Source organism: Telluria mixta, from assembly GCF_029223865.1.
In the GTDB taxonomy this organism is placed as follows: Bacteria; Pseudomonadota; Gammaproteobacteria; order Burkholderiales; family Burkholderiaceae_D; genus Telluria; species Telluria mixta.
In genome coordinates, this window is the sequence record NZ_CP119520.1 from 5,324,125 (window position 1) to 5,349,415 (window position 25,291).

The following is a 25,291-nucleotide window of genomic DNA, read 5'->3' on the forward strand; positions in this document are numbered from 1 at the left end:
GAGACACACATGAATATCATTGGACCCGACGCGCTGGTCTTCGGCGTCGACGACGTCGAAGCCTGCGCACTGTACCTGACCGACTACGGCCTGACGCACGTCGGCAACGGGCGCTTCGAGGCGCTCGACGGCACCGCGATCGTCCTGGCGCACAAGGACGACGCGGCATTGCCCGCGCCGCTCGGCACCGCCAGCATGCTGCGCAAGACGATCTACGGCGTGGCCGACCAGCAGTCGCTGGACGCCATCGCCGCCGAGCTGGCACGCGACCGCGACGTGCGCGCGCTGGCCGACGGGAGCATCGAGGCGGTGGACGACATGGGCTTCGTGCTCGGTTTCCAGGTGACCGTGCGGCGCCCGATCGGCCTGCCGGCCGAGGCGGTGAACGCGCCGGGCGCCCCGAACCGTCCCGTGAACCACACGGCCGTCGACGAGAACGCGCCGGCGCTGCCCCGCACCCTGTCGCACGTCGTGTACTTCGTGCCCGATGCCGCCAGGGCGGAAGCCTTCTATGTCGAGCGGCTGGGCTTCCGCTGCACCGACCGCCTGCTGGGCGCCGGCCCGTTCCTGAAGCCGGCCGGCACGGATGACCACCACACGCTGTTCATGATCCAGACGCCGCCGTTCATGAAGGGTTGCGAGCACTTCACGTTCCACATGGGCGGCCCGACGGAAGTCCTGCAGGCCGGCACGCGCTTCGTGAACAAGGGTTACCAGTCGTTCTGGGGCCCGGGCCGGCACAAGATGGGCTCGAACTGGTTCTGGTACTTCAACAGCCCGCTCGGCTGCCACGTCGAGTACGACGCCGACATGGACCTGCACGACGAGGCGTGGACCGCGCGTGCGATCCCGATGAGCGCCGACGCGTCGCAACTGTTCCTGTTCCAGCAACGTGATAAATGGGCGCCGGGCGGTCCGCCGCCGGGTGCCGCGGGTGCCGGCGAAAGGCACTGACGTGTTCCTGTGCCGGCTCGACGATCTCGCGGACGGCGCATCGCGCGGCTTCGATCCCGGCCGGACCGGCCAGGACACGGTGCTGCTGGTGCGCCGGGGTGCTACGATCCATGGCTGGCGCGACGCCTGTCCGCATCACGGCGGCACGCCGATGGCCTGGCGCAAGGACGCGTACCTGAACGCCGCGCGCGACCGCATCGTGTGCGCGGCGCACGGTGCACAATTCGACATCGAGACGGGTGTCTGCACGCTGGGGCCCTGCCTGGGCCAGCGGCTGCAACCCGTCGAACTGACCGTCACGGCGGCGGGAAACATCAACATTCGCCTGGAAGGCGAAGAGGAGACATGACATGGCAGTGCCAGTCAAGAAGGTTCTGATCATCGGCGGCGGCTTTTCCGGGATGGCCGCCGCGATCCAGCTGCGCAAGCAGGACATCGACGTCGACGTGGTCGAGATCGACCCGGGCTGGCGCTCGTACGGCGCCGGCATCAGCCTGGGCGGCGCGACCATGCGCGCGCTCGTGCAACTGGGCGTCATCGATGCCTTCCTGGCCGAGGGCGCCGCGTCCGACGGCGTCGAAATCCACATCCCGACCGGCCAGAAGGTCGCGGAACTGCCGACGCCGCGCCTGGCCGGTCCCGACGTTCCCGGCAACGGCGCCGTCATGCGCCCCGTGCTGGCGCGCATCCTGGCGGATGCCACGCGCGCGTCGGGTGCCAATGTGCGGTTGGGCACCACGTTCACGCGGATCGAGCAGGACGCGGGCGGCGTCGACGTCACGTTCACCGACGGCACTACATCCCGCTACGACCTCGTGATCGGGGCCGACGGCCTGTATTCGAAGGTGCGCGAAGCGGTGTTCCCGGACGCGCCGAAGCCGCAGTACACCGGCCAGGGCGTGTGGCGCGCCGTGCTGCCGCGTCCCGCCGACATCAACGGCACCATGATGTGGCTGGGCCCGAAGATCAAGCCGGGCCTGAATCCGGTGTCGAAGGACGAGATGTATCTGTTCGTGACGGAAGACCGCGCGACGAACGACTACATCGACCCGGCCGAGTTCCTGGCGCGCGTGAAAGCGCTGCTCGCACCATTCCCCGACCCGCGCCTGCAGCGCGTGCGCGAGGCGCTGAACGAGGACTCGCAGATCATCTACCGCCCGCTGGAAAGCCTGCTGATGCCGAGCCCCTGGTACAAGGGCCGCGTCGTCCTGATCGGCGACACCGTGCACGCGACGACGCCGCACATGGCTTCCGGCGCCTGCATCGGCATCGAGGACGCGCTCGTGCTGGCCGACGAACTCGCGCGCGCCGGCAGCGTCGACCAGGCGCTGGACCGTTACCTGGCGCGGCGCTGGGAGCGTTGCCGCATGGTCGTGCAGAACTCGAGCCGCCTGGGCGAGATCGAAATCGCCGGCGGTGACAAGGAAGAACATGCCCGCATCATGCGCGCGACGCTGGCGGCGCTCGCAGCACCCATCTGAGGAGACACCATGACCCGCCAATTCATCGACCTGTCGATCTATCTCGAGAACGAACCCCTGTCCGATCCGCCGCCGCTGGCGCCGAAGATCACGTACCAGAAGCACCAGGACACGCTGCACGAATTCATGGCCATGATCCCCGGCACCACGCCGGCGGACTACCCGGACGGCGAAGCTGCGGCGGCCGAGTGGGTCACGATGACGACCCACAGCGGCACGCACCTGGACGCCCCTTACCACTTCCACTCGACGATGGACGCGAAGACGGGCGAGAAGAAGAAATCGATCACCATCGACGAGGTGCCGCTGGAATGGTGCTTCCAGCCCGGCGTGAAGCTGGATTTCCGCCACTTCCCGGATGGCTACGTGGCCACGGCCGCCGACGTGGAAGCGGAGCTGAAGCGCATCGGCCACGACCTGCAGCCGTTGGACATCGTCATGGTCAACACGCGTGCAGGCAGCCGCTACGGCCACAACGACTTCGTGTCGGCCGGCTGCGGCATGGGCTACGAGGCGACGATGTATTTGCTGGAGCGTGGCGTGCGCCTGACCGGCACGGACGCGTGGAGCTGGGATGCGCCGTTCTCGTACACGGCCAAGAAGATCGCCGAGACGGGCGACGTGTCGCTGATCTGGGAAGGCCACAAGGCCGGGCGCGACATCGGCTACTGTCACCTGGAGAAGCTGCACAACCTCGAAGCCCTGCCGGGTCGCGGTTTCTATGTGTCGTGCTTTCCGCACAAGGTGCGAGGGGGCTCCGCGGGCTGGACGCGTGCCGTGGCCATCGTCGACGACGCGCTGCTCGCGTTGCCGCGCAAGTAAGGAGGGTGGGATGAAATTTGCCACCTACCGCGACGGTTCGCCCGATGGTCGACTGCTCGTCGTGTCGCGCGACCTGCGCCACGCCGTGGATGCGACGGCCGTCGCGCCGAACCTGCTGACCGCGCTCGAACGCTGGGCCGATGTCGCGCCGCGCCTGCAGGCGCTGGCCGACGCGCTGAACGACGGCCGCGCGGCCGGCGCGTTCGACTTCGACCCGGCGCAGTGCATGGCGCCGCTCCCGCGCACCTTCCAGTGGTGCGACGCGTCGGCATTCCTCAATCACGGCCGCCTGATGGAGCGCGCGTTCAACACGCCGCCGATCCCCGACTTCGAGACGATTCCCGTGATGTACCAGGGCGCGTCCGACGATTTCCTCGGTCCGCGCGAGGACGTGCCGCTGCCGGACGAAGCGCTGGGCATCGACTTCGAGGGCGAGTTCGGCGTCGTCGTCGACCGGGTGCCCATGGGCGCGACGCCGGCGCAGGCGCTGGCGGCCGTGCGCCTGGTCGTGCAACTGAACGACTGGAGCCTGCGCGCCCTGGGCCCGCGTGAGATGAAAAGCGGCTTCGGCTTCCTGCAGGCGAAACCGTCGACGAGCTTCGCGCCCGTCGCCGTCACGCCGGACGAGCTGGGCGACGCGTGGCGCGACGGCCGCGTGCACCTGGACTTGCAGGTCGAGTGGAACGGCACCGCGTTCGGTCATCCGAATGGGCGCGAGATGAATTTCGGCTTCGGGGACTTGGTCGCGCACGCGGCGCGCACGCGCAAGCTGGGCGCGGGCACCATCGTCGGTTCAGGCACCGTGTCGAATGCGGACCGCGCCGTGGGCTCGGCTTGCATTGCCGAGCGCCGCGTCGTCGAGATCATCGACCATGGCGAACCCAGGACGGGCTTCATGCGATTCGGCGACCGGGTGCGCATGTGTGCGCGCGGTGCCGATGGCGATGCGCCGTTCGGCGTCATCGAACAGCGCGTCGTGCGCGACTGAGTTCGACCGTGTCCCTTCACCGGTGCATGGCGCTTGCGCGTCCGCACCGGCTTTTTTTTGCGCTGTGTTCGTGTTACTTCGGTAACCCGCCTAACGACCCAAGGGGGCACGACCGTGAAAGTCTAATGCCGCATGGGTTCAAACAGGGTCGGCAGGCTCGCGTCCGGATAGTGGGGAGCGGCGCCGGTGCCGCTCGACGATCCTGAGCCGCTCATCAAGACCATGAGTCCGGAGACGACGCCGGCGGCGACAAGTCCTTTGAGTATGATCATATTGGTCTCCAACGTAATTCTTGTTGGATCGATTATGTACACGGTCCGGGCGGATCCGCTATGGATTTTGTAAATACTAGGTATCGGTGGCGTCGATGACTGCGACCTGCGGCCGCACGCATCAATCCGTCGATAGATCCTGTTCAGGAAGCCCGTTATCGTCGACAGGAAACAAGCGGCAGACCCGGGCCGCCCGCTTCCTCTCTGTCAGTGGTTGTGCCGCGGCATCCTGGCCGCGACGCCGCGGTACGGCAGCGCGAGTTCCATGCATGCACCGGTCTCGAGCTGGCCGACCGTGGCCCGGTACAGCTCCTGCCACGGCGTCTGGCTCGGCGGGACGGCCGGGAAGCCTTCCGCCTTGCGCGCCGCGATCACGTCGGCGCCGACAAGGGCGTCGCACGTGCCTTCGTTCAGGTCCACGCGGATGATGTCGCCGGTGCGCAGCCAGGCGAGTCCGCCACCGACCGCGCTTTCCGGCGAGGCATTCAGGATCGACGGACTGTCCGACGTCCCCGACTGCCGCCCGTCGCCCAGCGTGGGCAGGTTCTGGATGCCGCGCCGCAGCAGCGCGTCGGGCGGCTGCATGTTGACGACTTCGGCCGAGCCGGGCCAGCCGACGGGGCCCGCGCCGCGGATCACGAGCATGCAATCCTCGTCGATGTCCAGCGCCGGATCGTTGATGCGCGCGTGATAGTCGTCGGAGCCGTCGAACACGATCGCTCGGCATTCGAACACGTTTTCCCGGCCCGGGCGCTGCAGGTAGCGCTGGCGGAACTGGTCCGAGATCACGCTCGTCTTCATGATCGCGAAGTCGAACAGGTTGCCCTTCAGGACCAGGAAACCGGCCGCCTCGCGCAGCGGCCTGTCATAGGGGCGGATGACGTTGCAGTCGCAGGTCGCGCGGCCTTGCAGGTTGGCGCGCATGCTGCGGCCGGTGACGGTCGGGCGGTCGCTGTGCAGCTTGCCGACGTGTTCCAGCTCCCACATCACGGCCGGCACGCCGCCGGCGCGATGGAAGCGTTCGCCCAGGTATTCGCCCGAAGGCTGCATGTTCAACAGCAGCGGCACGTCGTGGCCGTGGCGCATCCAGTCGTCGGGGGAAATCTCGACGCCGGCATGGCGCGCCATCGCCATGATGTGCGGCTGCGCGTTCGTCGAGCCGCCGATCGCGGCATTGACGACGATCGCATCGAGAAAGGCGTCGCGCGTGAGGATCCGTGACGGCCGCAGGTCCTCGTGCGCCATGCCGACGATGCGCCGGCCTGTCTCGTACGCCATCTGGCCCCGTTCGCGGTAGGGCGCCGGAATCGCCGCGCAGCCGGTCAGCGACATGCCCAGCGCTTCCGCCAGGGCATTCATCGTCGACGCCGTGCCCATCGTATTGCAATGGCCGGCCGACGGCGCCGATGCGGCCGCGATCTGCAGGAATTTCTCGTTGTCGATCGTGCCCGAGGCCAGCTGCTTGCGCGCTTTCCAGATCGCTGCACCGGAGCCGACCAGCTCGCCGTCGAGCCAGCCGTCCAGCATCGGGCCGGCGGAGAGGACGATGGCCGGAATGTCGACGGTGGCGGCGGCCATCAGCTGCGCCGGCGTTGTCTTGTCGCATCCCGTCGTGAGCACGACGGCGTCGATCGGGTAGCCGTGCAGGATCTCGACCAGGCCCAGGTAGGCCAAGTTGCGGTCGATCGCGGCGGTGGGACGGCGGCAATTTTCGAAGATCGGATGCAGCGGGAATTCCAGCGGGATGCCGCCGGCGTCGCGGATGCCGGCGCGCACGCGCTGCGCCAGCTCCAGGTGGATCCGGTTGCATGGCGAGATATCGCTGCCGCTCTGGGCGATGCCGATGATCGGCTTGCCGGAGCGAAGCTCTTCCGGCGTGATCCCGTAGTTCATGAATCGTTCGAGGTACAGCGCGGTCATGTCGATGCGCTCCTCGTTGTCGAACCAGTTCTGGGAGCGGAATCGGCGGGTGTGTGTGCTGGTCATCTTGCGTGTCCTGGCAGAGTGGATGGATGCGAAGATAGCGAACAACCCGTGCCGGACGCTGCGCCAGGTCCGGCACGGGGCACGCTCAGTCCTGCTGCGCGCGGACTTGCGGGAGGTGGTCGATCGGTTCGATCGTGATGTTGCGGAAGTAGGTTTCGGCGCCTTCCGACTGCAGTTGGATGCGGCCTTCAGTCAGTGGGCGCACCGGCTTGCCCGGTCCGTCGGTCGTCCTGAGATTGTGCGCGACCATCACCGGCACGCCGTTCACCACATGGACGGACTCGTCGCCGTAGACGTAGAGATCCAGCGTGTTCCACTCGCCGAGCGGCTTTTCCGCATCGGACGCCGCCTCGACGTTAAACGCCGGCACCTGGATCGATACGCGTTTTCCGCCTGGCATGAAGCGACGGTAGGGATAGGGGATCGCATCGTCGCGGCCGACGTCGATATCGGCGTTGACGTTCCAGTTGACGTCGGTGAAGGAGCGCCCGCCGTTCGCGTCGCCGACGGCCAGCAGCATCCCGGTCGAGTGCGGCATGATCTCGAATTCGACCGACTGCATCCACGTGCCGAAGAAGGCGCCATAGCGGCCGTGCGCATGGTAGAGGATGCCGTTGTTGCGGGGACGGTTCGGCACCCAGTTGTTCTTGCCCCATTTGAACTGCAGTTGCAGGTGATAGTTCTTGAAGCTTTCCTTTGTGATCAGCGCGCCCCAGATCTTCCCGCTCGAGAACAGCGCCGGCGCACCATCCTCGGTCACGACGCCGAACACGTGCGTCGTGTCATGGTTCAGGCCGATCGGCTTGTCCTTCGCCGCCGGGTTATAGGTGTCTGCATAGTTCTTGTAGCCCAGCCAGCTGTCCCAGCCCTGCAGATTGCGGCCGTTGAACAGCGCCCGCGGGGTCGTCGAACGGGTGGGCACGTTTTCCAGCGTCAGCTTCGCGGCATGGAATGGCGGATCGCCGGCGACGATCGCTTTCTGTTCCGGCGTCGAGCCGTCCGGCATCTGTCCGCCGGCGCCGGCGAGGCCCGGCAAGGTAGCGACCAGGGCGAACGCCAGCAGCGTCATACGACTTTTCATGCATGTCTCCTGTTGTGGTGTGGTGGGTGTGGATGGCGGCGGCGAATTGCCGCTCAATGTTCCTGCAATGCGTGTCCGCCCTTGTCCGCCAGGGCGTCGGGGTCGAACGGAGAGGGCGTCATGTCGATGAGCAGGGCGTCGCGTTCGCGGTCGAGCGGCGCCGGACGGGCGCATGATGTATGTAGCGGCACGGCCCGTTTCTCGCGCCCCGACGTCACCAGGGCTTCCATGACTTCGACGGCGTGGACGATCAGGTCGGGCGCCGTGCGGTGGGCGCTCCCGTGGCGCAGCGCGATGGCGAGGTCGACGAGGCCGACGCCGCGGTAGTCCGCGACCGGCCGGCCCATGTGGTTGAGTCGGTTGGGTGTGGAGAATGGCCGGTCCGCGATGGCACACACTGTACGTCCCTGGTCGGGCTGGAACAGGGCGGGTTCGCCGCTGAAGAAGATGGGATCGGCCAAGGCGAGCGTGCCGCCCGAGCCGTACAACTCGCCTGGCCGCAGTGTCGGGGCCGCGACGTCGAGCGAGAGCGTCAGTGCCACGGAGGCGGCGTCGAACTCGAGCACGGCGTTGAAGGTCGTCGGGACGTCCACCGGAAACGACGTGCCGTGGAGCGGACCGCGTCGGATCGTGCGTTGCGCGGCACCCGCGCCGGCTGAGGCGAATACCTGGCGGACGGGGCCGAGCAGGTTGATCCACTGCGTGATGAAATAGGGGCCGATGTCGTATGGTGGTTCCCCGCCGGGACGGTAGAACTGGGCCGGATTGGGGTGGAAATGTTCCAGCCCCGGCAGGCCTACGAAGGCGTGCCCGAATACGGGCGTGCCGATGGCACCCTGGTCGACCAGCGCACGCGCGGCCTGGTGTGCGCCGCCAAAGAACGTGTCCGGCGCGCTGCCGATGCGTACGTTCCTGCGTCCGGCGTCTTGCACCAGTTCCGTCGCGACCCGGGACGACAGCGCAAACGGCTTTTCCGAATACAGGTGCTTGCCTGCGGCGACGATCCGGCGGTTCAGGGTTTCATGTTGGTCGGACGGCGTCAGGTTGACGACCACTTCGATGCCGTCGTCGGCCAGCAGGGCGTCCACGGTCACGCCCGGGACGCCGTGGCGCCGACCGGCGGTCGCGGCGCGCTGCATGCTGCGCGCCGCGACCGCGCGCAATGCGAGTGCCGGCGAACGGCTGATGGCGTTCAGGTAGACGCCGCTGATGTCGCCGACACCGATGACGCCGACTCTGACAGGTTCGAACGACATGCGTTTCCTCTCGGGTGATTTAAACTAATCACAGATTAGATTGGACCGGATTTCTTGTCAAGCAACGGATCGATTGACATCGCCGGGGACGTGTTCTAGCATCCGTTAACTAATCAGTGGTTAGATAAAGGGAGGGGACATGCGACGTTTGCGGATGGGAATGATTGGCGGCGGGCCGGGCTCGTTCATCGGTCCGGTGCACCGGATCGCGGCGGAACTTGACCGCGAGATCGAATTGGTGGCGGGCGCGTTTTCCAGCGACCCGCAGCGTAGCCGGCGGGCCGGCATGGATTACCGCATCGATCCGGCGCGGGCGTATACCGACGTCGCGGCGATGCTGGACGGGGAGCGGGCGCGTGAGGATGGCATCGACTTCGTCGCCATCGTCACGCCGAACCACCATCACCTGCCGGCCGCGCGCGCCGCGCTGGCTGCGGGGCTCCCCGTCATGAGCGACAAGCCCGCCACCGCGACGTACGAGGAGGCGCTGGAACTGGCGCGCCTGGTGCGCGCATCCGGACTGCCGTACGGGCTGACGCACACCTATTCCGGTTATCCACTCGTGCGCGAGGCGCGTGCGCGCGTGGTGGCCGGCGCGCTCGGCAAGGTGCGCAAGGTCGTGGTCGAGTATCCGCAGGGCTGGCTCGCGGGCGCAGCCAGCGGCAAGCAGGCCGAGTGGCGCGTCGATCCCGCGCGCAGTGGGGAGGGCGGCTGCATTGGCGACATCGGCACGCATGCCTTCCAGCTGGCGGAATTCATCACCGGCCTGAAGGTCACCGAACTGTTCGCGGACCTGGGCGTGGTCGGCGCCGGCCGGGTGCTCGACGACGACTGTTCGGTCCTGCTGCGCTTCGATAACGGCGCGCGTGGCGTGCTGCTCGCGAGCCAGATCGAGGTCGGCGAACTGAACGGCCTGCGCATCCGCGTGTACGGCGACAAGGGGGGACTGCGCTGGCGCCAGGAGCGGCCGAACACCCTCGCCATCGACACCATCGACGGCCGCACGGAGATCGTCCACGCAAGCGGCGCCGGCCTCGGTCCGGACGCGCGGGCGCGCACGCGCACGCCGCCGGGCCATCCGGAAGGCTATCTGGAAGCATTCGCCAACCTGTACCGCGACTTCGCCGCGATCCTGCGCGGCGAGGCCGCGCCGCTGCTGCCCGGCATCGACACCGGCGTGCGCGGCATGGCATTCATCGCCACCGCCGTCGCCGCCAGCCGGAACGGATCCGGCTGGGTGAAACTCGACATCTGAGGAGACAAGCATGAAAACGATCAAGGGCCCGGGCATCTTCCTCGCGCAATTCGCCGGCGACGCCACCCCGTACAACAATCTCGACACCATCGCCGACTGGGCCGCGGGCCTCGGCTACAAGGGCCTGCAGCTGCCCACGTGGGACGGCCGCCTGTTCGACCTCAGGACGGCCGCGGAAAGCCAGGCCTACTGCGACGACGTCAAGGGCCGCCTCGCGGACAAGGGCTTGTCCATCACCGAGCTGTCCACCCACCTGCAGGGGCAGCTCGTGGCCGTCCATCCGGCCTATGACGAACAGTTCGACGGCTTCGCGCCGCCGGCCGTGAGGGGCAATCGGGACGCGCGCCAGGCCTGGGCAGTGGACCAGATGAAGCTTGCCGCCCGGGCGAGCCGCCGGCTCGGCCTGACGGCCCACGCCAGCTTTTCCGGCGCGCTCGCCTGGCCCTATGCCTACCCGTGGCCCGCGCGTCCGGCCGGCCTGATCGAGGATGCGTTCGACGAGCTGGCGCGGCGTTGGAAGCCGATCCTCGACGTGTTCGACGAGCACGGCGTCGACGTCGCCTACGAGATCCACCCGGGCGAGGACCTGCACGACGGCGTGACGTTCGAACGCTTCCTCGACCGCATGGGCAACCACGCGCGCGCCAACATCCTGTACGACCCGAGCCACTTCGTGCTGCAGCAGCTGGACTACCTCGCGTTCATCGACATCTACCACGAGCGCATCAAGTGCTTCCACGTGAAGGATGCCGAGTACCGGCCGTCGGGCCGGTCCGGCGTGTACGGGGGCTACCAGTCGTGGGTCGACCGTCCCGGCCGCTTCCGCTCGCTGGGCGACGGCGATGTCGATTTCGCGGCGATCTTCTCGAAGATGGCCGAATACGACTTCCCCGGCTGGGCCGTGCTGGAATGGGAATGCGCGCTCAAGCACCCGGAGCAGGGCGCCGCGGAAGGCGCGCCGTTCATCGGGAAGCACATCATCCGCGTGACGGAACGCGTGTTCGACGACTTCGCGGCCGCAGGTGCCGACCGCGCGCTGAACGCCAGAGTCATGGGCATCAAGGCATGAGCGCGGAACGCCATTGGAGTCGGCGCGACTTCGGCCGCGCCCTGGCCCTGCTGGCCACGCTGACCGGTGCTCCGGCGCTGGCAGCCGGCACGGCCCGTCCGCCGGCGCGCGGGCGCGCCATGATGCGCGAGGTTTGCCAGCTCGTCATTCCCCGCACCGGCACGCCGGGCGCGGGTGACGCCGGCGTCGGCGACTTCGTGCTCCTCGCGCTCGCCTACGGGCACGGAGCGCCGGGCGACGCCGAGTGGCTGCAGGACGAGCTCGACCGGCGTGCCGGCGGCGCCTGGCTCGGCAAGCCGTCACGCGTGCGCGCGGCTACGCTGGCGGCGCTGGATGCCGAGGCGTATCCGGCGCGGCACGGGTCTGCGCCGCCGTCTCCCTGGCACGCAATCAAGGGGCTGATCCTGACCGGCTATTACACATCGCAGGCCGGTGCGACGCACGAACTACGATATGCGTTCACGCCCGGGCGTTTCGACCCCGACCTGCCGCTGAAACCGGGAGAGATCGGCTGGTCGAGCGACTGGAACGCGATCGACTTTGGTTGACATGAGAGGGCAAGAATGGGAGACAAGGAATTCGATGCGATCGTCGTCGGGTCGGGCATCACCGGCGGCTGGGCGGCCAAGGAATTGACGGAGGCGGGCCTGAAGGTCCTGCTGATCGAACGGGGGCGCGAGATCCGCCACCGGGAGGATTACAAGACGGAGATGAAGGCGCCCTGGGAAATGCCGCTGCGCGGGCTCGGCGACATGCGCCGGTATCGCGCGGACTACCCGACGCAGATGCAGGCGCGCCTCTTCAACGAGTACACGCAGCATCACTTCGTCAACGACCGCGAGCACCCCTACACGACGGACGAGGGCACGGAGTTCGCCTGGCTGCGCGGCTACCAGCTCGGCGGACGCTCGCTGACGTGGGGACGCCAGGCCTATCGCTGGTCGGACTACGACTTCGACGCCAACCGGCGCGACGGCCATGGCACCGACTGGCCGATCCGCTACCGCGACCTGGCGCCATGGTACGACAAGGTGGAGGAGTTCATCGGCGTGTCCGGCGCGGCGGAAGGCCTGCCCCAGCTGCCGGATGGTCGCTTCCAGCCGGCGATGCAGCTGAACGCCGTCGAGCGCGCCCTGCGCGAGCGCATCCGCGCGCGCTGGCCGGAACGCTGCCTCACGATCGGACGGACGGCCAACCTGACGCAATCGAAGGACGACGAGGGCCGCGCCGCCTGCCAGAACCGGTCGATCTGCGCGCGCGGCTGCAGCTACGGCGCGTATTTTTCCACGCAATCCAGCACCCTGCCGGCGGCGCGCAAGACCGGGCGGCTGACCCTGGTCACCGATGCGCAGGTCGACGCGGTCGACTACGACCCGGCGACCAAGCGGGCGACGGGCGTGCGCTGGATCGATACGGCGACCGGGACGCGCCGGCGCGCGTCGGCGCGGCTCGTCTTCCTGAACGCCGGTGCCTTCAATTCGGTCCACCTGCTGTTGAATTCCGCATCGGATGCGATGCCGCACGGCCTGGCGAATTCCAGCGGCGTGCTCGGCACCCACATCATGGATCACCCGAACGCGCTCGCCGCCGTCGCGATGATGCCAGGGTTCGAGCAGCACACGACGTTCGGCAACCGGCCGACCGGCATCGTCATCGCGCGCTACCGCAATCTCGACGATCCCGACGGGACCGGCCATACGCGCGGCTATTCGTTCCAGGGCGGCGCCCTGCAGGCCGCATGGACGAGAGGCAGGGGCATGGGCGGCATCGGTGCCGGTTTCAAGCAGTCGCTGCGCCAGGTCGGGCCGTGGGAATGCGTTCTGATCGCGTATGCCGACTGCTTGCCGCGCGCGTCGAACCGCCTGTATCTCGACAAGACGCGGACCGACAAGTATGGCACCCCCCAGCTGGGCATCGAATTCGCGTTCGGGAAAGAGGAGCATGCGGCCATCGCCCAGGCGCACGTCGATGCGAAGGAGATGCTGACGGCGTCGGGCGGCATCGTCGTGGCCGGCTTCGCGCAGCCCGGGAGGGCCGGCACCGCGATCCACGAGATGGGCGGCGCGCGCATGGGCGACGATCCGGCGACGTCGGTGCTGAACCGCTGGAGCCAGGCGCACGACGTCCCGAACCTGTTCGTGACGGACGGTGCGCAGATGAGTTCATCGGCCTGCCAGAACCCGTCGTTGACCTACATGGCGCTGACCGCGCGGGCCTGCGACCATGCGGTGGCGCAGCTGAAGGCAGGTATGCTGTAGGAAGGAGGGAGCATCGCGAACGATGCTCCCGCGTGCCGGATCAGAAGCGGTAGGTGCCGCGCAGGCCGAACGTGCGCGGCGGCTGGAACTGGTAGGAGTTCACGCCCGACAGGTAATTCTGGACGCCGTTCGCCAGCACGACCTTGTCCGCGAGATTGCGTATGAACGCCTGGATCTGCCAATGGCCGGCATTGGGTTCATACGTCAGGGTGGCGTTGCCTGTCACGTATGCCTTGCTGATCTCGTCCGGGTTGTTGAAGGCGGAGAAGTAGTAGTCCGACGTGTATTTCACATCCAGGCGCGGCGTGATGCGGCCGCCGCTCACATCCCAGCCATATTCCAGGCCGGCCGACACGGACAGGGTCGGCGCGTTCGGCAGGCGCTTGCCGCTGATGTCGTGCGGCGACCCGCCGCCGTCGTTGACGACGATGCCGTTGCCGAATTTCGTGCGCAGCCAAGTGCCGTTGACGTCGATGCGGCCGCCGTCGCCGAACAGGGTCAGGAGCTGCGCTTCCGCGCCGTGGATCTTCGCATTGCCGACGTTGAAGATGCCTGCGCCGCCGCCGAGGGCCGACGAGAACTGCGACGCCTGGTAGCCGCGGTAGTCGAACGAGAAGGCGGCCGCGTTGAACTGCAGGCGGTTTGCCATGAAGCGGTTCTTCGTCCCGATCTCGTAGGCGCTGAGCTTTTCCGGCGCGTAGGGAACCGACGGGCCCGTGCCGTTGGAATTGAAGCCGCCCGACTTGTAGCCGCGGTCGTGCTTGGCGTAGAGCAGCGTGGTCGGCGTCGGCGTGTAGTCGAGGCCGATGTGATACGTCGGCTCCGCCTCGCTGTACCGGCCCTGTGCCGACGACGTCAGGATCGTGGCCGGGGCGAACGGGCTGCCGACGGCCTGCACGTCGGTCCGGTTGAGGCCCGTGCGGTCCTTTGTGTCCCAGGTCTTGCGCAGGCCGACGCTGAGCTTCAGCGCGTCCGCCAGCGCATACGCGGCCTGGCCGAACACGGCCTTCGACGTGGTCTTGATATTGTGGTCGAAATAGACGCCGTAGCGGCCGGCGGTGCCCAGCGCCGCGAGCGGTCCGCCCGGCGCGAACGGCCCCGTCATCTCGAGGTTGAGCAGGCCGTTCTGAATCCCGTTGTCCTCGCTGTAGTAGAACAGGCCGCCCTGGAAGAACAGGCGGCTCTTGATGGAATTCGAGACGCGCACCTCATGGTTCCAGGTCACGGGATGCTCGTTGACGAGGAACTGGCCGGTGGCCGGATAGAGGGTGCCGGTGGCGTCCAGCGCGTGGTGGTAGTCGACCTCGTCCCGGCCGCCGGCGTACACCAGCGACAGGCCGCCGGGCAGGCTGTCCAGCCGGGCCTCCCAGCGCACCCGGTCGTCCTTCAGGCGGGTGTACGTGGACGCCTGGCCCGGGAAGGAGCGGGCGTCGCCGAACGATGCCGGACGGTCGCCGATGGCCGAGGTATTCAGGGCCACGTCGCCGACGTCGTCGATGTCGTCGTGCTGGTAGGAGAGCCACAGGTTCAGCGCCGGTGTCGGCTTGAACGCGACCTGCACCCGGCCGGAATTGATGTCCTCGTCGTCGCCGCGCTCGTCGATGCCCGTGACCTCGCGGTAGCCGCGGTGCTTGCGGTGCATGCCGGAGAAGCGAAGCGCCGCCGTATCCGACAGCGCGATGTTATAGGCGCCGTCGACAATGAACGCGTTGTAGTTGCCCACCTCGGCATTGACCTGTCCCGCATTCGACTTGAACTCCGGGCGGTTGGTGATGATGCTCACCAGGCCACCGGTCGAGTTGCGGCCGTTCAGCGTGCCCTGCGGGCCCTTGAGCACTTCGACGCGCGCCAGGTCGTACATCGAGCTCTGGATCGTGTACGACCGGTTCGTATAGAAGCCGTCGCGCGCAATCGGCACCGACGGGTCGCCGATCTGCGTCGTGTCGGTCGAGGCCACGCCGCGGATCGCGACCCACGCCGCGCCGGTCGACGTCGTCACGTTGACGCTGGGGTCGATCAGCGCCAGCGCGTTCACGGACGCGACGCCCTTGTCGGCCAGCTGGTCGCCGGTATAGATCGTCAGCGCGACCGACGTCTTCTGCGCCGACGTCTCGACGCGGTTCGCCGTCACGATCACTTCCTGGATGCCGGCCTGCGTGGCGTTCTGGGCGAAGGCGGCCGCGGGCAGCATCAGCGCGCAGCCCGCGAGCACGGTGCGCCGGCCCGGGTGATTGGGGTTCATGAAGTCTCCTTGTTATGGTTGCACGAATGGCTTTCTATCTGATCAACGATCAGATGCTTCATCTTATGGAACCTGCACTGTTGGCGCAAGCTGTAATCGCTTTCAGCTGTTGCAGCAACGTCCTTGCGGGCAAACTAATCATCGATTAGAATGGCCCGGCAGGTATAAAACAAGGGGATAAACATGGCAGGAAAATTCAAGTACGGCGTGTCGCTGTACAGCTTTACCGACGACTTCGGCAGTGTCATGAACGTCGAGGACGGCTTCGATCACGTGGCCGATACCGGCGCGACCGGCATCGAGATCCTGGGCGAGACTCATGTCACGGGCTATCCGCGCCCGACCACGCAGTGGGTCGACAAGTGGTTCCAGCTGCTGGAGAAGCACAAGCTCGAACCCACCAACATGTGCTCGTGGGTCGACACCAAGCTGCGGTTGTCGCGCAACCTGACGGTGGAGGAGGGGGCCGCGGAACTGGAGCGCGACCTGAACCTGGCGCATCTGCTGGGGTTCAAGTTCCTGCGCCCGAAATTCGGTGTCGTCACGTCGGACCTGGTGCCGGATCCGATCTGGGAGCCCGCGGTGGAACGCGTGCTCGACCTCGCGCACAAGTACGGCATCGTCATCTGCCCGGAAATCCACTCGCCGACCCCGATCAAGCATCCGGTGGTCGACGCGTACATCGAGTTCATCGAGCGCACGGGCACGAAGAATTTCGGCCTGCTGATCGACACCGGCATCTTCCAGGACCGTCCGCTGCCGTTCTGGCCGCAGGAAACCCCGGAAATGCGCAAGACCGCGCTGGCGTTCCTTGACGGCATCAAGGTCAACCCGGAAGAGTTTTTGGACATCGCCAAGTATGTGGTGTTCGTGCAGGCGAAGTTCCACAAGATCAATGACAACCTGGAAGACGAGAACATCCCGTGGCCCAAGGTGATCTCGGCGCTGAAGCGCGCAGGCTATGACGGCTACCTGTCGAGCGAGTACGAAGGCCGGCGCGATCCGTGGGTGGCGATCGACCAGGTGCGCCGCCAGCACGTGATCATCCGCCAGCTCGAGAAGGATTTCGACGAAGGCCGCCTGGCCTGATCCCGGCAACCCTGCAAGACACGACATTTAAAGGCATTCATATGGTCGAACACAAGTTCATTCAAAGCTCGGGCTTCCGCAACGTCGGCCCCGAGGGCGCGCGCGAGGGGTTCGAGGTGCGCATCCGCCTGCCGAACTACCGCGGCATGCGCATGTCCCTCTTCGACGGCGTCGACGTGACCGTCGATGGCGAAACTTTCCCCTACGAACAGAATCTGATCCGCCTGCGCGACCAGACGTTCAACCTGGCCGAACTGCGCGAGGCGGCGGACGTACGCTGGGAATTGTTCGAATGGGGAACGGTCGTCGTACGCAAGCCGGGCGGCCTGACGCCAGGCATCCACCGCATCGCGGTTTGCGCGCGGGTGCGCTCGCCGTACTTCCCGCCCGAGTTCCAGCCCAGCTTCGTCCGGGACGAGCGGCTGGGCACGATCGTGCTCCCCTGAACAAGTCATCCGCCACTTGACGCCGGGTTTTCGGTATAGTGGCAAGATATCGAAGGCGGCGTTACCGACCACGGCAGCGCCGCCTTGTCGTTTCCGGTCGCACCGGATGAACCGAGTACGTGGATTGAATGACATGAGCAAGGCAAAACCGTATCACAAGGAGAATCTGCGTGGAGACCTGCTGGTCGCCGGGCGCGAGTACATCGAAATGAACGGCCACATTGGCCTCTCGATCCGTACGCTCGCCCAGCAGGTCGGCGTCTCCCCGGGGGCGCCTTACCATCACTTCCCGGACCGGCGTTCGTTCCTGCTCGCGATTGCGATCGAAGGGTTTCATGAGCTGATGACGGCGACGGCCGCGATCGCGGACGCGAACCAGAATGCCGCGCGCAAGCTCAAGCGCATGGGCATGGCCTTCATCCGGTTCGTGGAAGAGAACCCCCGTCTTGTGGACCTGATGTACGAGAGCGAGCTGACGATGCCGGTGCTCGATCCCGAGCTGCTGAAGTTTCAGGTGATGGGGCACCAGGCCCTGAAGCGCCCCATCCAGGCTGCGCTGCCCGATATACCCGACGCGGAAGCCGAAGTGCGCGTCATCACGTTCTGGTCGGCGATCTACGGCTTCGCGTCGATGCGCAAGAAGGGCGTCCTCCACCCTACGGAGCCGGGCGCGGTGCCGACCGTCGACATCGCCGAAGCCGTCGTGGACCGATTGGTCGTGTCGGCCCTGGCGCCGTAACGCGGCGGTCAGGAATACGGCCAGGGCGCGCGCGAGAACACGCCGCCGTCGACCCAAAGTGTCTGGCCGGTCACGAAGCGCGCCGCTTCGCTGGCGAAGAACAGCACCGCGCCGGCGACATCCTCGGGCGTGCCGACGCGCCCCAGCGGCGTGATCGGCGCCCAGGTCGCCGCATAGTCGGGCGCCTCTTCCGCCGTGCGGTCGGTGATGATCGCGCCGGGCGCCACACCATTTACGCGAATCCCGTACTGCCCCAGTTCCACCGCGGCCGACTTGGTGAACTGTTCGATCCCGCCTTTCGACGCCGTGTAGTCGACCAGGTTCGGAAACGCCAGCTTGTTGCATCCGGAGCCGATGTTGACGATGGCGCCGCCACGGCCTGCCGCGGCCATCATCCCGCCGATAACCTGCGTGTTGAGGAAGCAACCCTTCAGGTTGGTGCGGATCACGTCGTCCCATCGCTCCTCGGGCAGGTCGAGCAGGGGTGACCAGGTCTGGATGCCGGCGTTGTTTACCAGTAATTGCGGCGCGATGCCGGCCCATACGACAGCCTCGGCGGCGAAGCGCTCGACGTCGGCCTTGACGCCGACGTCGCACTGCATGGCCAGCACTGGCAAGCCTTCCTGTTCCAGCGCAGCGGCGGTGGCGCGCGCGGCGTCGGGGCTGGTGCGGTAGCTGAACGCCACCGCATAGCCCGCGCGGGCCAGCGCGCCGACCAGATGCTTGCCGATGCCCGTGCTGCCGCCGGTGACGATCGCGAGTGATCGCTTCATAAGCTCATTCCTCCATCGATGATAATATTGCTGCCGGTCATGAACGTTGCTTCATCCGACCCCAGCAGGACCGCCGTCGCGGCGATTTCCTCGGGTTGGCCCAGGCGCCCCATCGGCTGGCGTGCGACGAAGGCGGAGCGCGCTGCGGCGACATCCCCGGTCGCGGCGAAGCGCTGGTGCAGCGACGGACTGTCCACTGTGCCCGGACTGATCGCATTGCAGCGGATGCCGCGTGTGACAAAGTCGCGCGCGATCGACGATGTCAGGCCGATGACGGCCGCCTTGCTGGTCGCGTAGGCGAAGCGGTCCGGCGCCGTCATGACGGTGGATACGACCGACGCGATATTGATGATCGAACCACGTCCGCGTGTCAGCATGCCGGGCAGGAAGGCACGGGTTGTCAGCACCATCGAGCGCACGTTGATATCCATGCTGCGGTCGAATTCCGCGAGGCTGCAGTCGAGCAGGTTGCCAGTCGCGACGTAGCCGACGCAGTTGACGAGGACCGACACCTCCGGATGGGCCGCGGCGGCGGACGCGACGGCCTCGGGGTTCGTGACGTCCAGTTGCAGCAGCGTGATGCCGGCGGTCTCCGGCACGTCCGCGCCGAAGCGCAGGTCGGCCGCGATGACCGTGGCGCCTTCGAGGGCGAAGCGTTCGGCAATGGCGCGGCCGATACCCTGTGCGCCCCCGGTGACGAAGCAGGTTTTATCATGCAGGCGGACCGTCATGGCGTCACTTCCCGTGGTTCCAGGCACGCACGGTGTGCTTTTGCGTGCCGAGCTTGTCGATGCCAAGTTCGATCACATCGCCTTCGTTCAAGAAGACTGGAGGTTTCTGGCCCATGCCGACACCGGGCGGCGTGCCGGTCGTGATGATGTCCCCCGGCTGCAGTTCCATGAACTGGCTGACGTAGCTGACGAGGTAGGCACAGGAAAAGATCATCGTGCGCGTGTTCCCGTCCTGCATGCGCTTGCCGTTCACGTCGAGCCACATGCGCAGGTCCTGCGGATCGCCCACCTCGTCGGCCGTGACGAGCCAGGGACCGACCGGCCCGAAGGTCGGACACCCCTTGCCCTTGTCCCAGCTGCCCAGGCGCTCCAGCTGAAAGGCGCGTTCGGACAGGTCGTCGCACACGACGTAGCCGGCCACGTAATCCAGGGCCTCTTCTTCCGACACATAGGAGGCGCGCCGGCCGATCACCACGCCGAGCTCGACTTCCCAATCCATCTTGGTCGAATCACGGGGCTTGCGTACGTCGTCGTCCGGACCTTGCAGGCACGATACCGCCTTGGTGAAGACGATCGGCTCGGTGGGCGTCGCCTGTCCCGTCTCGGCAGCATGGTCGGAATAATTCAGGCCGATGGCGACGAACTGGCGCGTGCCGGCGAACGGCGTGCCCAGGCGTTCGACATTGTCGACCGGCGGCAGCGAGTCCACCGGAATGGCGGCCAGTGTCGCGAGCCTCGCCGGCGCGAGCCACTCGCCGCCGATGTCGGGCACGTGCGCGGACAGGTCCCTGATCCTGCCGTCCCGGTCGACCAGACCAGGTTTTTCTTGTCCCACCGCGCCATACCGAACGAGCTTCATTGCAATCTCCAAAAGAATGTCATGTGGACGACCCGGCCGCGCGCTGCGGATACGGCCCCGTTCCGTTTGCTAATCGCCGATTAGATCGCAAACTCTAGCATGGAATGAGCCGAAAATGAAAGCAAAATATCGGCGGCGGCCCGTGCGTGCGGCGTCGATGGGAAAAGAGGGCCCAGAAATTTTGCGGGAAAGTCTGCCCAAGCCTGTTTTCTCGACGCCGATTGTCGTGATATATTTAATCGACGATTAAATGCCATCAAGGCGTACCCACGGAGGAGACGTGATTCACAAGTTTAGGATTCGATCGGGCGTACTGTGCGCCGCGCTCGGCATCGCGGCGTCCGCGCCCGCGGCGCCGGTACCGCCGGCGGCGCAACTGGCCAGCGGCTTCCAGGATCCACCGAATGCGGCGCGTCCGCGCGTCTGGTGGCACTGGATGAACGGTAACATCACGCGAGACGGCATCGCCAAGGACATGGCCTGGATGAAGCAGGTCGGCATCGGCGGACTGCAGAACTTCGACATCGACCTGTCCACGCCGGTCATGGTCGAGAAGCGCCTGGCCTACATGACGCCGGAATGGAAGGCGGCGTTCCGCTTCGCCGCGGGCGAAGCCGACCGGCACGGGCTCGAACTCGCCATCGCGTCGTCCCCCGGCTGGTCCGAAACGGGCGGCCCCTGGGTCAAGCCGGACGATGCGCTGAAAAAGGTCGTGTGGAGCGACACGCTCGTCGTCGGCGGCAAGCCGGCGCGCGTGAAGCTGGCGCGGCCGCCCGCGGTCGCCGGGCCATTCCAGTCCATCGCGAAGCAGCCCGATTTGTCCGACCTGATCATGCAGGCGGCCGTCGTCCCGGGGCCGGATTACTATCGCGACATCGCCGTCCTCGCCGTTCCGGTGGCGCGCCCGGCGCGACTGCCCACGCCCGTCTTGACCGACGGCGAAGGCCGTGCCATCGCCGGCGACACGAGGGCGGGCACGGCGGCGATCGCCGGCGTGCGCCTGCCGTCCGTCATCAGCGGCAAGGTGCCCGAGCTAAGGCTGGCCTATCCGGTCCCGGTCACCGTGCGCACGTTGACCTTGCACATGCCAGGCGCCGCGATTCCGCCGCTCGGCGCGCTGCTGGCGGCGCAGTTCGAAGCGAGCCAGGACGGCAACACGTGGCAGGCTGTCGGGCCGGTGCCGCTGGCCGACGTGCCGACGACCATCGGCTTCCCGGCCGTCACGGCGCGCCACTTCCGCATCGTCCTCAAGCCCGCGCTCGACGGCGGGCCCGGCGGTGCTGGGCCGGACAAGGGCCTGGCCATGGAGGATGTGTTCGGCAAGATGATCGGGCGTCAACTCGCCAAACCGATCACGGTCGGTATCCTCGAACTGTCGGCGGAGCCGCGCATCGACCGGTACGAGGCCAAGGCCGGCTTCGCGCTCGTGCCGGACTATTACGCGCTGTCTCGAGTCGCGGACGGCGCCGCAGGGGCCGATCCGAAAGCGGTCGTGGACCTGACCGGCAGGCTGCGTGCGGACGGCACCCTGCACTGGACGCCGCCGCCGGGCACCTGGAAGATTCTCCGCATCGGCTATTCGCTGCTCGGCACGACGAACCACCCTGCGCCGCCGGAGGCGACGGGACTGGAAACCGACAAGTTCGACGCCGGCGCCAACGTCCGCTACCTGGAACACTACCTCGGGAATTACCGCGATGCGACGGGCGCCGACCTGCTCGGCAAGCGGGGCGTGCGCGCCATCCTGACCGACTCCATCGAAGTGGGCGCCGCCAACTGGACGCCGAAGCTGATCGACCAGTTCAAGCGCCTGCGCGGCTACGATCCGACGCCGTGGCTGCCCACGCTCGGCGGCGTCATCATCGGAGACCGCGACGCCTCCGACAAATTCCTGTACGATTTCCGGCGCACCCTCGCCGACCTGATCTCGAGCGAGTACTACGGCACTGTCGCGCGGGTCGCGCACGCGCATGGCCTGCAGGTCTACGGGGAGGCGCTGGAAAGCCATCGTCCGACCCTCGGCGACGACATGGCGATGCGCAGCCATGCGGACTTCCCGATGGCGGCGATGTGGACGTTCGACCGCGCGGCCGGACCGCAGGCCAGCTACCTGGCCGACATCAAGGGCGCCGCGTCGGTCGCCCACGTCTACGGCCAGAACATCGTCGCGGCGGAATCGATGACGGCCAACATGGCGCCGTGGGCGTTCGGGCCGGCCGATCTGAAGCGGATCGCCGACCTCGAGTTCGCGCTCGGCGTCAACCGCCCGGTCATCCACACGTCCGTGCACGTGCCCGGCGACGCGAGGGTGCCGGGCCTGTCGCTGGGCGGCATCGGGCAATTCTTCAACCGTCACGAGAGCTGGGCCGAGCTGGCGAAGCCGTGGGTCGATTACCTGTCGCGCAACGCGTTCATGCTGCAGCAGGGCCGCAACTACGCGGACGTCGCGTATTTCTACGGTGAAGAAGCGCCGCTGACCGGCCTGTATGGCGCGGAGCCGGTCCGCAACGCTCCGACCGCCAACGCCTACGACTTCGTGAACTACGATGCCCTCGTCGGCCGCCTGGCCAACGATGGCGGCGACCTCGTGGCGCCGTCCGGTGCGCGCTACAAGGTGCTGTATCTCGGCGGCTCATCGTCGCGCATGTCGCTGGCCGCCTTGCGCCGCATCGCCGCGCTGGCGGAAGGCGGCGCGACGGTCATCGGGATGAAACCCACCGGCTCGCCGGGCCTGGCGGACGACGCATCCGCCTTCGACGCGCTGGCCGCGCGGCTGTGGTCCGGCGCCGCAGTGACCGCGGTCGGCAAGGGACGCGTGATCGCCGGGTCCGACATCGACCAGGCACTGAGGACGCTCGGCATCAGCGCGGATTTTCGCTTCACCGGCGGCGGGGAGGGGGCGGACATCCCGTTCGTGCACCGCAGGCTCGACGACGGCGACAGCTACTTCCTCGTGAACCGCAACAACCGCAAGGAGACGATAGAGGCGCACTTCCGCGTCACGGGCAAGGCGCCGGAGCTTTGGCACGCCGAGACCGGCACGTTCGAAGACGCGAGCTATCGCATCGTCGACGGCGTCACGATCGTGCCACTCGTGCTCGATGCGGAGGAATCCGTGCACGTCGTGTTCCGCAAGCCGGCCGCCGCCGACGCGGTGACGGTGAAGGCGCCGGCCCGCGCGTCGCTGCTGGCGCTGGACGGGCCGTGGACCGTGCGCTTCCAGGAAGGCCGGGGCGCGCCTTCGGGCATCGTCATGCCGGCGCTGGCGGCGCTCGACCAGTCCACCGATCCCGGCGTGAAGTATTTTTCCGGAATAGCGACCTATGCGAAGACGTTCGAGGCGCCGCGCGCTTGGACGGCGGGACAGCCGCTGACGCTGGTCCTGGGCGACGTGCGCGAAGTTGCCGAAGTCCGCGTCAACGGCGAACTCGCCGGCTACGCGTGGCATGCGCCGTACCGGGTCGAGATCGGACCGTTCGTGAAACCGGGCCGCAACGACCTCGAGGTGCGCGTGGCGAACCTGTGGATCAACCGCCTTATCCGCGACGCCGATCCGGCCGTGAAGGACAAGGTCACCTGGACGTCCGAACCGACGTACAAGGCCGACGCCAGGCTGCGCCCGTCCGGCCTGATCGGTCCGGTGACGCTCCAAGGCATCCGCCACTAACCGCTTGTATCGACTCTAGGAATCATAAATGAACAAACCCGCTGCCCGCCAGGCCGACTGGCGCCAGGGCTGGATCCTGGTATTCGCCGGTTTCCTGCCCGTGATGGCCATCGTGGCCCTCGCGCCTACGCTGCCCACGCTGCTCGCGCACTTTCATGACGTCGGCAATCCCGAGATCATGGTGCCTCTCCTGATCACGGCGCCTTCCGCATGCATCGCACTGTTCGCGCCGCTCGCCGGCGTGCTGACGGACCGCTTCGGCCGCCGCAACCTGCTCCTCGGCGCGTTCGCGGTCTACGCCCTGGGCGGATTGATCCCGTTCCTGGTCGACAGCTTCTGGGTCGTCGTGGCCAGCCGCGTCGTGATCGGCATCGGCGAGGCGGCCGTGCTGACCGTGACGAACACGCTGATGGCCGACTATTTCGAAGGCCGTGCACGGGCACGCTGGCTAATGATCCAGGGGCTCACCGGCGCATTCATGGGGTCGGCCGTCATCTTCTGTTCCGGCTTCCTGGCCGCGCAGGGCTGGCAATACCCGTTCCTCGTGTACGTGCTGGCGCTGCCGATCCTGGTCACGGGGTGGTTGTACCTGTACGAACCGCTGGCGCATGCGCGGCCGGGCGACGCTGGGGCGGGCACCGGCACCGCGGCGCTGCGCGCGGGTTTCCCGTGGTCGACGGCCGGGCTGACGTGCGGTATCACGGCGCTGCTGGGGATCATTTATTTTGTGCAGGTTATCAACTTCTCGGTGCTGTTGAGCGAAATGGGCGTCCACGATCCGAAGTCGATCGGCATGGCCATGTCAATCCCGAGCATGGGGGTGCCCGTCGGCTCGGTCCTGTTCATCTTGACGACGCGCTTCGGCCCGTCCGCGCAGATCCTGCTGGTGCTGGCGTGCTACTGCGTCGGCCTGTCCGGCATCGGCCTGGCGCCGGGCTTCGAGATCGCGCTCGTGTTCGCGTTCTTCCAGCAAGTCGCCAACGGCATCATCGTGCCGGCGCTGATCAACTGGGTGCAAAGCCAGTACGCATTCCAGCATCGGGGTCGCGGCATGGGCCTGTGGACCAGCGCGTTCTTCGTGTCGCAGTTCCTGTCGCCGGTGGCGGTGAAGCTCGTACAGGCCCGGGTCGGCGGCCTGCAGGCGGCGTTCCTCGTGTTCGGGGTGCTGTCCGGCGTCATCGTGCTCCTGTTCCTGCTCGTGCGCGGCAAATCCGCGCCGCAGGCCGACGCGGCCACGGGTACGCGCTGAGGTAAGCCCGGCAGCGAAGCATTCGCGCGAGGCGGGAATCCTGAACCGGCGGCGCCCATGGCCAGACAGGCGGT

At 67.1% G+C, this 25,291-nt stretch carries 22 protein-coding genes; 14 read left to right on the plus strand and 8 right to left on the minus strand.

Features of this window, described 5'->3' with window-relative positions; genetic code table 11:
• Positions 1-9 precede the first annotated feature (9 nt).
• Genes P0M04_RS23580 through P0M04_RS23600 form a run of 5 tightly spaced genes read left to right on the plus strand, consistent with a single transcriptional unit; the run spans position 10 to position 4,245 of the window.
• The gene (locus P0M04_RS23580; protein ID WP_259449352.1) at positions 10-954 is read left to right on the plus strand and encodes a VOC family protein; all 945 of its coding nucleotides are present in this window, start codon (positions 10-12) and stop codon (positions 952-954) included.
• Positions 935-1,303, plus strand: coding sequence for a Rieske (2Fe-2S) protein (locus P0M04_RS23585; protein WP_259449351.1), 369 nt, complete (start codon positions 935-937; stop codon positions 1,301-1,303). The genes P0M04_RS23580 and P0M04_RS23585 overlap by 20 nt, the downstream gene beginning before the upstream one ends.
• A gap of 1 nt (position 1,304) precedes the next feature.
• Positions 1,305-2,435 carry an FAD-dependent oxidoreductase gene (locus P0M04_RS23590; RefSeq protein WP_259449350.1) on the plus strand — a complete coding sequence of 377 codons (1,131 nt, stop codon included), beginning with the start codon at positions 1,305-1,307 and terminating at the stop codon, positions 2,433-2,435.
• Positions 2,436-2,444: 9 nt separating this feature from the next.
• The gene (locus P0M04_RS23595) at positions 2,445-3,257 is read left to right on the plus strand and encodes a cyclase family protein (protein ID WP_259449349.1); all 813 of its coding nucleotides are present in this window, start codon (positions 2,445-2,447) and stop codon (positions 3,255-3,257) included.
• Between the two features lie 10 nt (positions 3,258-3,267).
• The gene (locus P0M04_RS23600; RefSeq protein WP_259449348.1) at positions 3,268-4,245 is read left to right on the plus strand and encodes a fumarylacetoacetate hydrolase family protein; all 978 of its coding nucleotides are present in this window, start codon (positions 3,268-3,270) and stop codon (positions 4,243-4,245) included.
• 122 nt (positions 4,246-4,367) lie between these two features.
• Here the strand turns inward: P0M04_RS23600 and P0M04_RS23605 are convergent, their stop codons facing one another.
• The 4 genes from P0M04_RS23605 to P0M04_RS23620 all read right to left on the minus strand — a co-directional run bounded on the left by P0M04_RS23605 (position 4,368) and on the right by P0M04_RS23620 (position 8,840).
• On the minus strand, positions 4,368-4,517 hold the full coding sequence (locus P0M04_RS23605; protein ID WP_259449347.1) for a hypothetical protein: 150 nt from the start codon (positions 4,515-4,517) through the stop codon (positions 4,368-4,370).
• Between the two features lie 207 nt (positions 4,518-4,724).
• Complete coding sequence (locus tag P0M04_RS23610; RefSeq protein WP_259449346.1) at positions 4,725-6,503, minus strand: IlvD/Edd family dehydratase; 1,779 nt, start codon at positions 6,501-6,503, stop codon at positions 4,725-4,727.
• Positions 6,504-6,588: 85 nt separating this feature from the next.
• Complete coding sequence (locus tag P0M04_RS23615; RefSeq protein ID WP_259449345.1) at positions 6,589-7,584, minus strand: 3-keto-disaccharide hydrolase; 996 nt, start codon at positions 7,582-7,584, stop codon at positions 6,589-6,591.
• A gap of 53 nt (positions 7,585-7,637) precedes the next feature.
• Positions 7,638-8,840: a Gfo/Idh/MocA family protein gene (locus tag P0M04_RS23620; protein ID WP_259449344.1), complete on the minus strand. Its 1,203-nt coding sequence runs from the start codon at positions 8,838-8,840 to the stop codon at positions 7,638-7,640.
• A 139-nt stretch (positions 8,841-8,979) separates the two neighbouring features.
• On the opposite strand from P0M04_RS23620, the gene P0M04_RS23625 reads away from it, so the two are divergent.
• The 4 genes from P0M04_RS23625 to P0M04_RS23640 are packed head-to-tail and all read left to right on the plus strand — an operon-like array spanning position 8,980 to position 13,422.
• Positions 8,980-10,095, plus strand: a complete 1,116-nt coding sequence (locus tag P0M04_RS23625) for a Gfo/Idh/MocA family protein (RefSeq protein ID WP_259449343.1) — start codon at positions 8,980-8,982, stop codon at positions 10,093-10,095.
• Positions 10,096-10,105: 10 nt separating this feature from the next.
• Entirely contained in the window at positions 10,106-11,164 is a 1,059-nt protein-coding gene (locus P0M04_RS23630; protein ID WP_259449342.1) for a sugar phosphate isomerase/epimerase family protein, read from the plus strand.
• The gene (locus P0M04_RS23635) at positions 11,161-11,712 is read left to right on the plus strand and encodes a gluconate 2-dehydrogenase subunit 3 family protein (protein ID WP_259449341.1); all 552 of its coding nucleotides are present in this window, start codon (positions 11,161-11,163) and stop codon (positions 11,710-11,712) included. The genes P0M04_RS23630 and P0M04_RS23635 overlap by 4 nt, the downstream gene beginning before the upstream one ends.
• A 15-nt stretch (positions 11,713-11,727) precedes the next feature.
• Positions 11,728-13,422 carry a GMC oxidoreductase gene (locus P0M04_RS23640; RefSeq protein WP_259449340.1) on the plus strand — a complete coding sequence of 565 codons (1,695 nt, stop codon included), beginning with the start codon at positions 11,728-11,730 and terminating at the stop codon, positions 13,420-13,422.
• Positions 13,423-13,462: 40 nt separating this feature from the next.
• Here P0M04_RS23640 and P0M04_RS23645 read toward each other — a convergent pair whose 3' ends face one another.
• On the minus strand, positions 13,463-15,664 hold the full coding sequence (locus P0M04_RS23645; RefSeq protein WP_259449339.1) for a TonB-dependent receptor: 2,202 nt from the start codon (positions 15,662-15,664) through the stop codon (positions 13,463-13,465).
• Between the two features lie 183 nt (positions 15,665-15,847).
• Here P0M04_RS23645 and P0M04_RS23650 point away from each other — a divergent pair, with 183 nt between their 5' ends.
• From P0M04_RS23650 to P0M04_RS23660, 3 genes are all read left to right on the plus strand, one after another.
• Complete coding sequence (locus tag P0M04_RS23650; RefSeq protein WP_259449338.1) at positions 15,848-16,753, plus strand: sugar phosphate isomerase/epimerase family protein; 906 nt, start codon at positions 15,848-15,850, stop codon at positions 16,751-16,753.
• Positions 16,754-16,794: 41 nt separating this feature from the next.
• Complete coding sequence (locus P0M04_RS23655; RefSeq protein ID WP_259449337.1) at positions 16,795-17,199, plus strand: C-glycoside deglycosidase beta subunit domain-containing protein; 405 nt, start codon at positions 16,795-16,797, stop codon at positions 17,197-17,199.
• Positions 17,200-17,332: 133 nt separating this feature from the next.
• Positions 17,333-17,938: a TetR/AcrR family transcriptional regulator gene (locus P0M04_RS23660; protein ID WP_259449336.1), complete on the plus strand. Its 606-nt coding sequence runs from the start codon at positions 17,333-17,335 to the stop codon at positions 17,936-17,938.
• Between the two features lie 8 nt (positions 17,939-17,946).
• Here P0M04_RS23660 and P0M04_RS23665 read toward each other — a convergent pair whose 3' ends face one another.
• Genes P0M04_RS23665 through P0M04_RS23675 form a run of 3 tightly spaced genes read right to left on the minus strand, consistent with a single transcriptional unit; the run spans position 17,947 to position 20,301 of the window.
• A complete protein-coding gene (locus tag P0M04_RS23665) occupies positions 17,947-18,711 on the minus strand; it encodes an SDR family NAD(P)-dependent oxidoreductase (RefSeq protein WP_259449335.1) in 765 nt (254 codons plus the stop codon).
• A complete protein-coding gene (locus P0M04_RS23670) occupies positions 18,708-19,442 on the minus strand; it encodes an SDR family oxidoreductase (protein WP_259449334.1) in 735 nt (244 codons plus the stop codon). Before P0M04_RS23670 ends, P0M04_RS23665 begins: the two co-directional genes overlap by 4 nt.
• A 4-nt stretch (positions 19,443-19,446) precedes the next feature.
• On the minus strand, positions 19,447-20,301 hold the full coding sequence (locus P0M04_RS23675) for a fumarylacetoacetate hydrolase family protein (RefSeq protein ID WP_259449333.1): 855 nt from the start codon (positions 20,299-20,301) through the stop codon (positions 19,447-19,449).
• A 280-nt stretch (positions 20,302-20,581) separates the two neighbouring features.
• On the opposite strand from P0M04_RS23675, the gene P0M04_RS23680 reads away from it, so the two are divergent.
• Together P0M04_RS23680 and P0M04_RS23685 are read left to right on the plus strand one after the other, a co-directional pair.
• Positions 20,582-23,968 (plus strand): glycosyl hydrolase, encoded by a 3,387-nt coding sequence (locus P0M04_RS23680; RefSeq protein ID WP_259449332.1) that lies wholly within the window; start codon positions 20,582-20,584, stop codon positions 23,966-23,968.
• A gap of 28 nt (positions 23,969-23,996) precedes the next feature.
• On the plus strand, positions 23,997-25,217 hold the full coding sequence (locus P0M04_RS23685) for an MFS transporter (protein WP_259449331.1): 1,221 nt from the start codon (positions 23,997-23,999) through the stop codon (positions 25,215-25,217).
• The last annotated feature ends 74 nt before the right edge of the window (positions 25,218-25,291 follow it).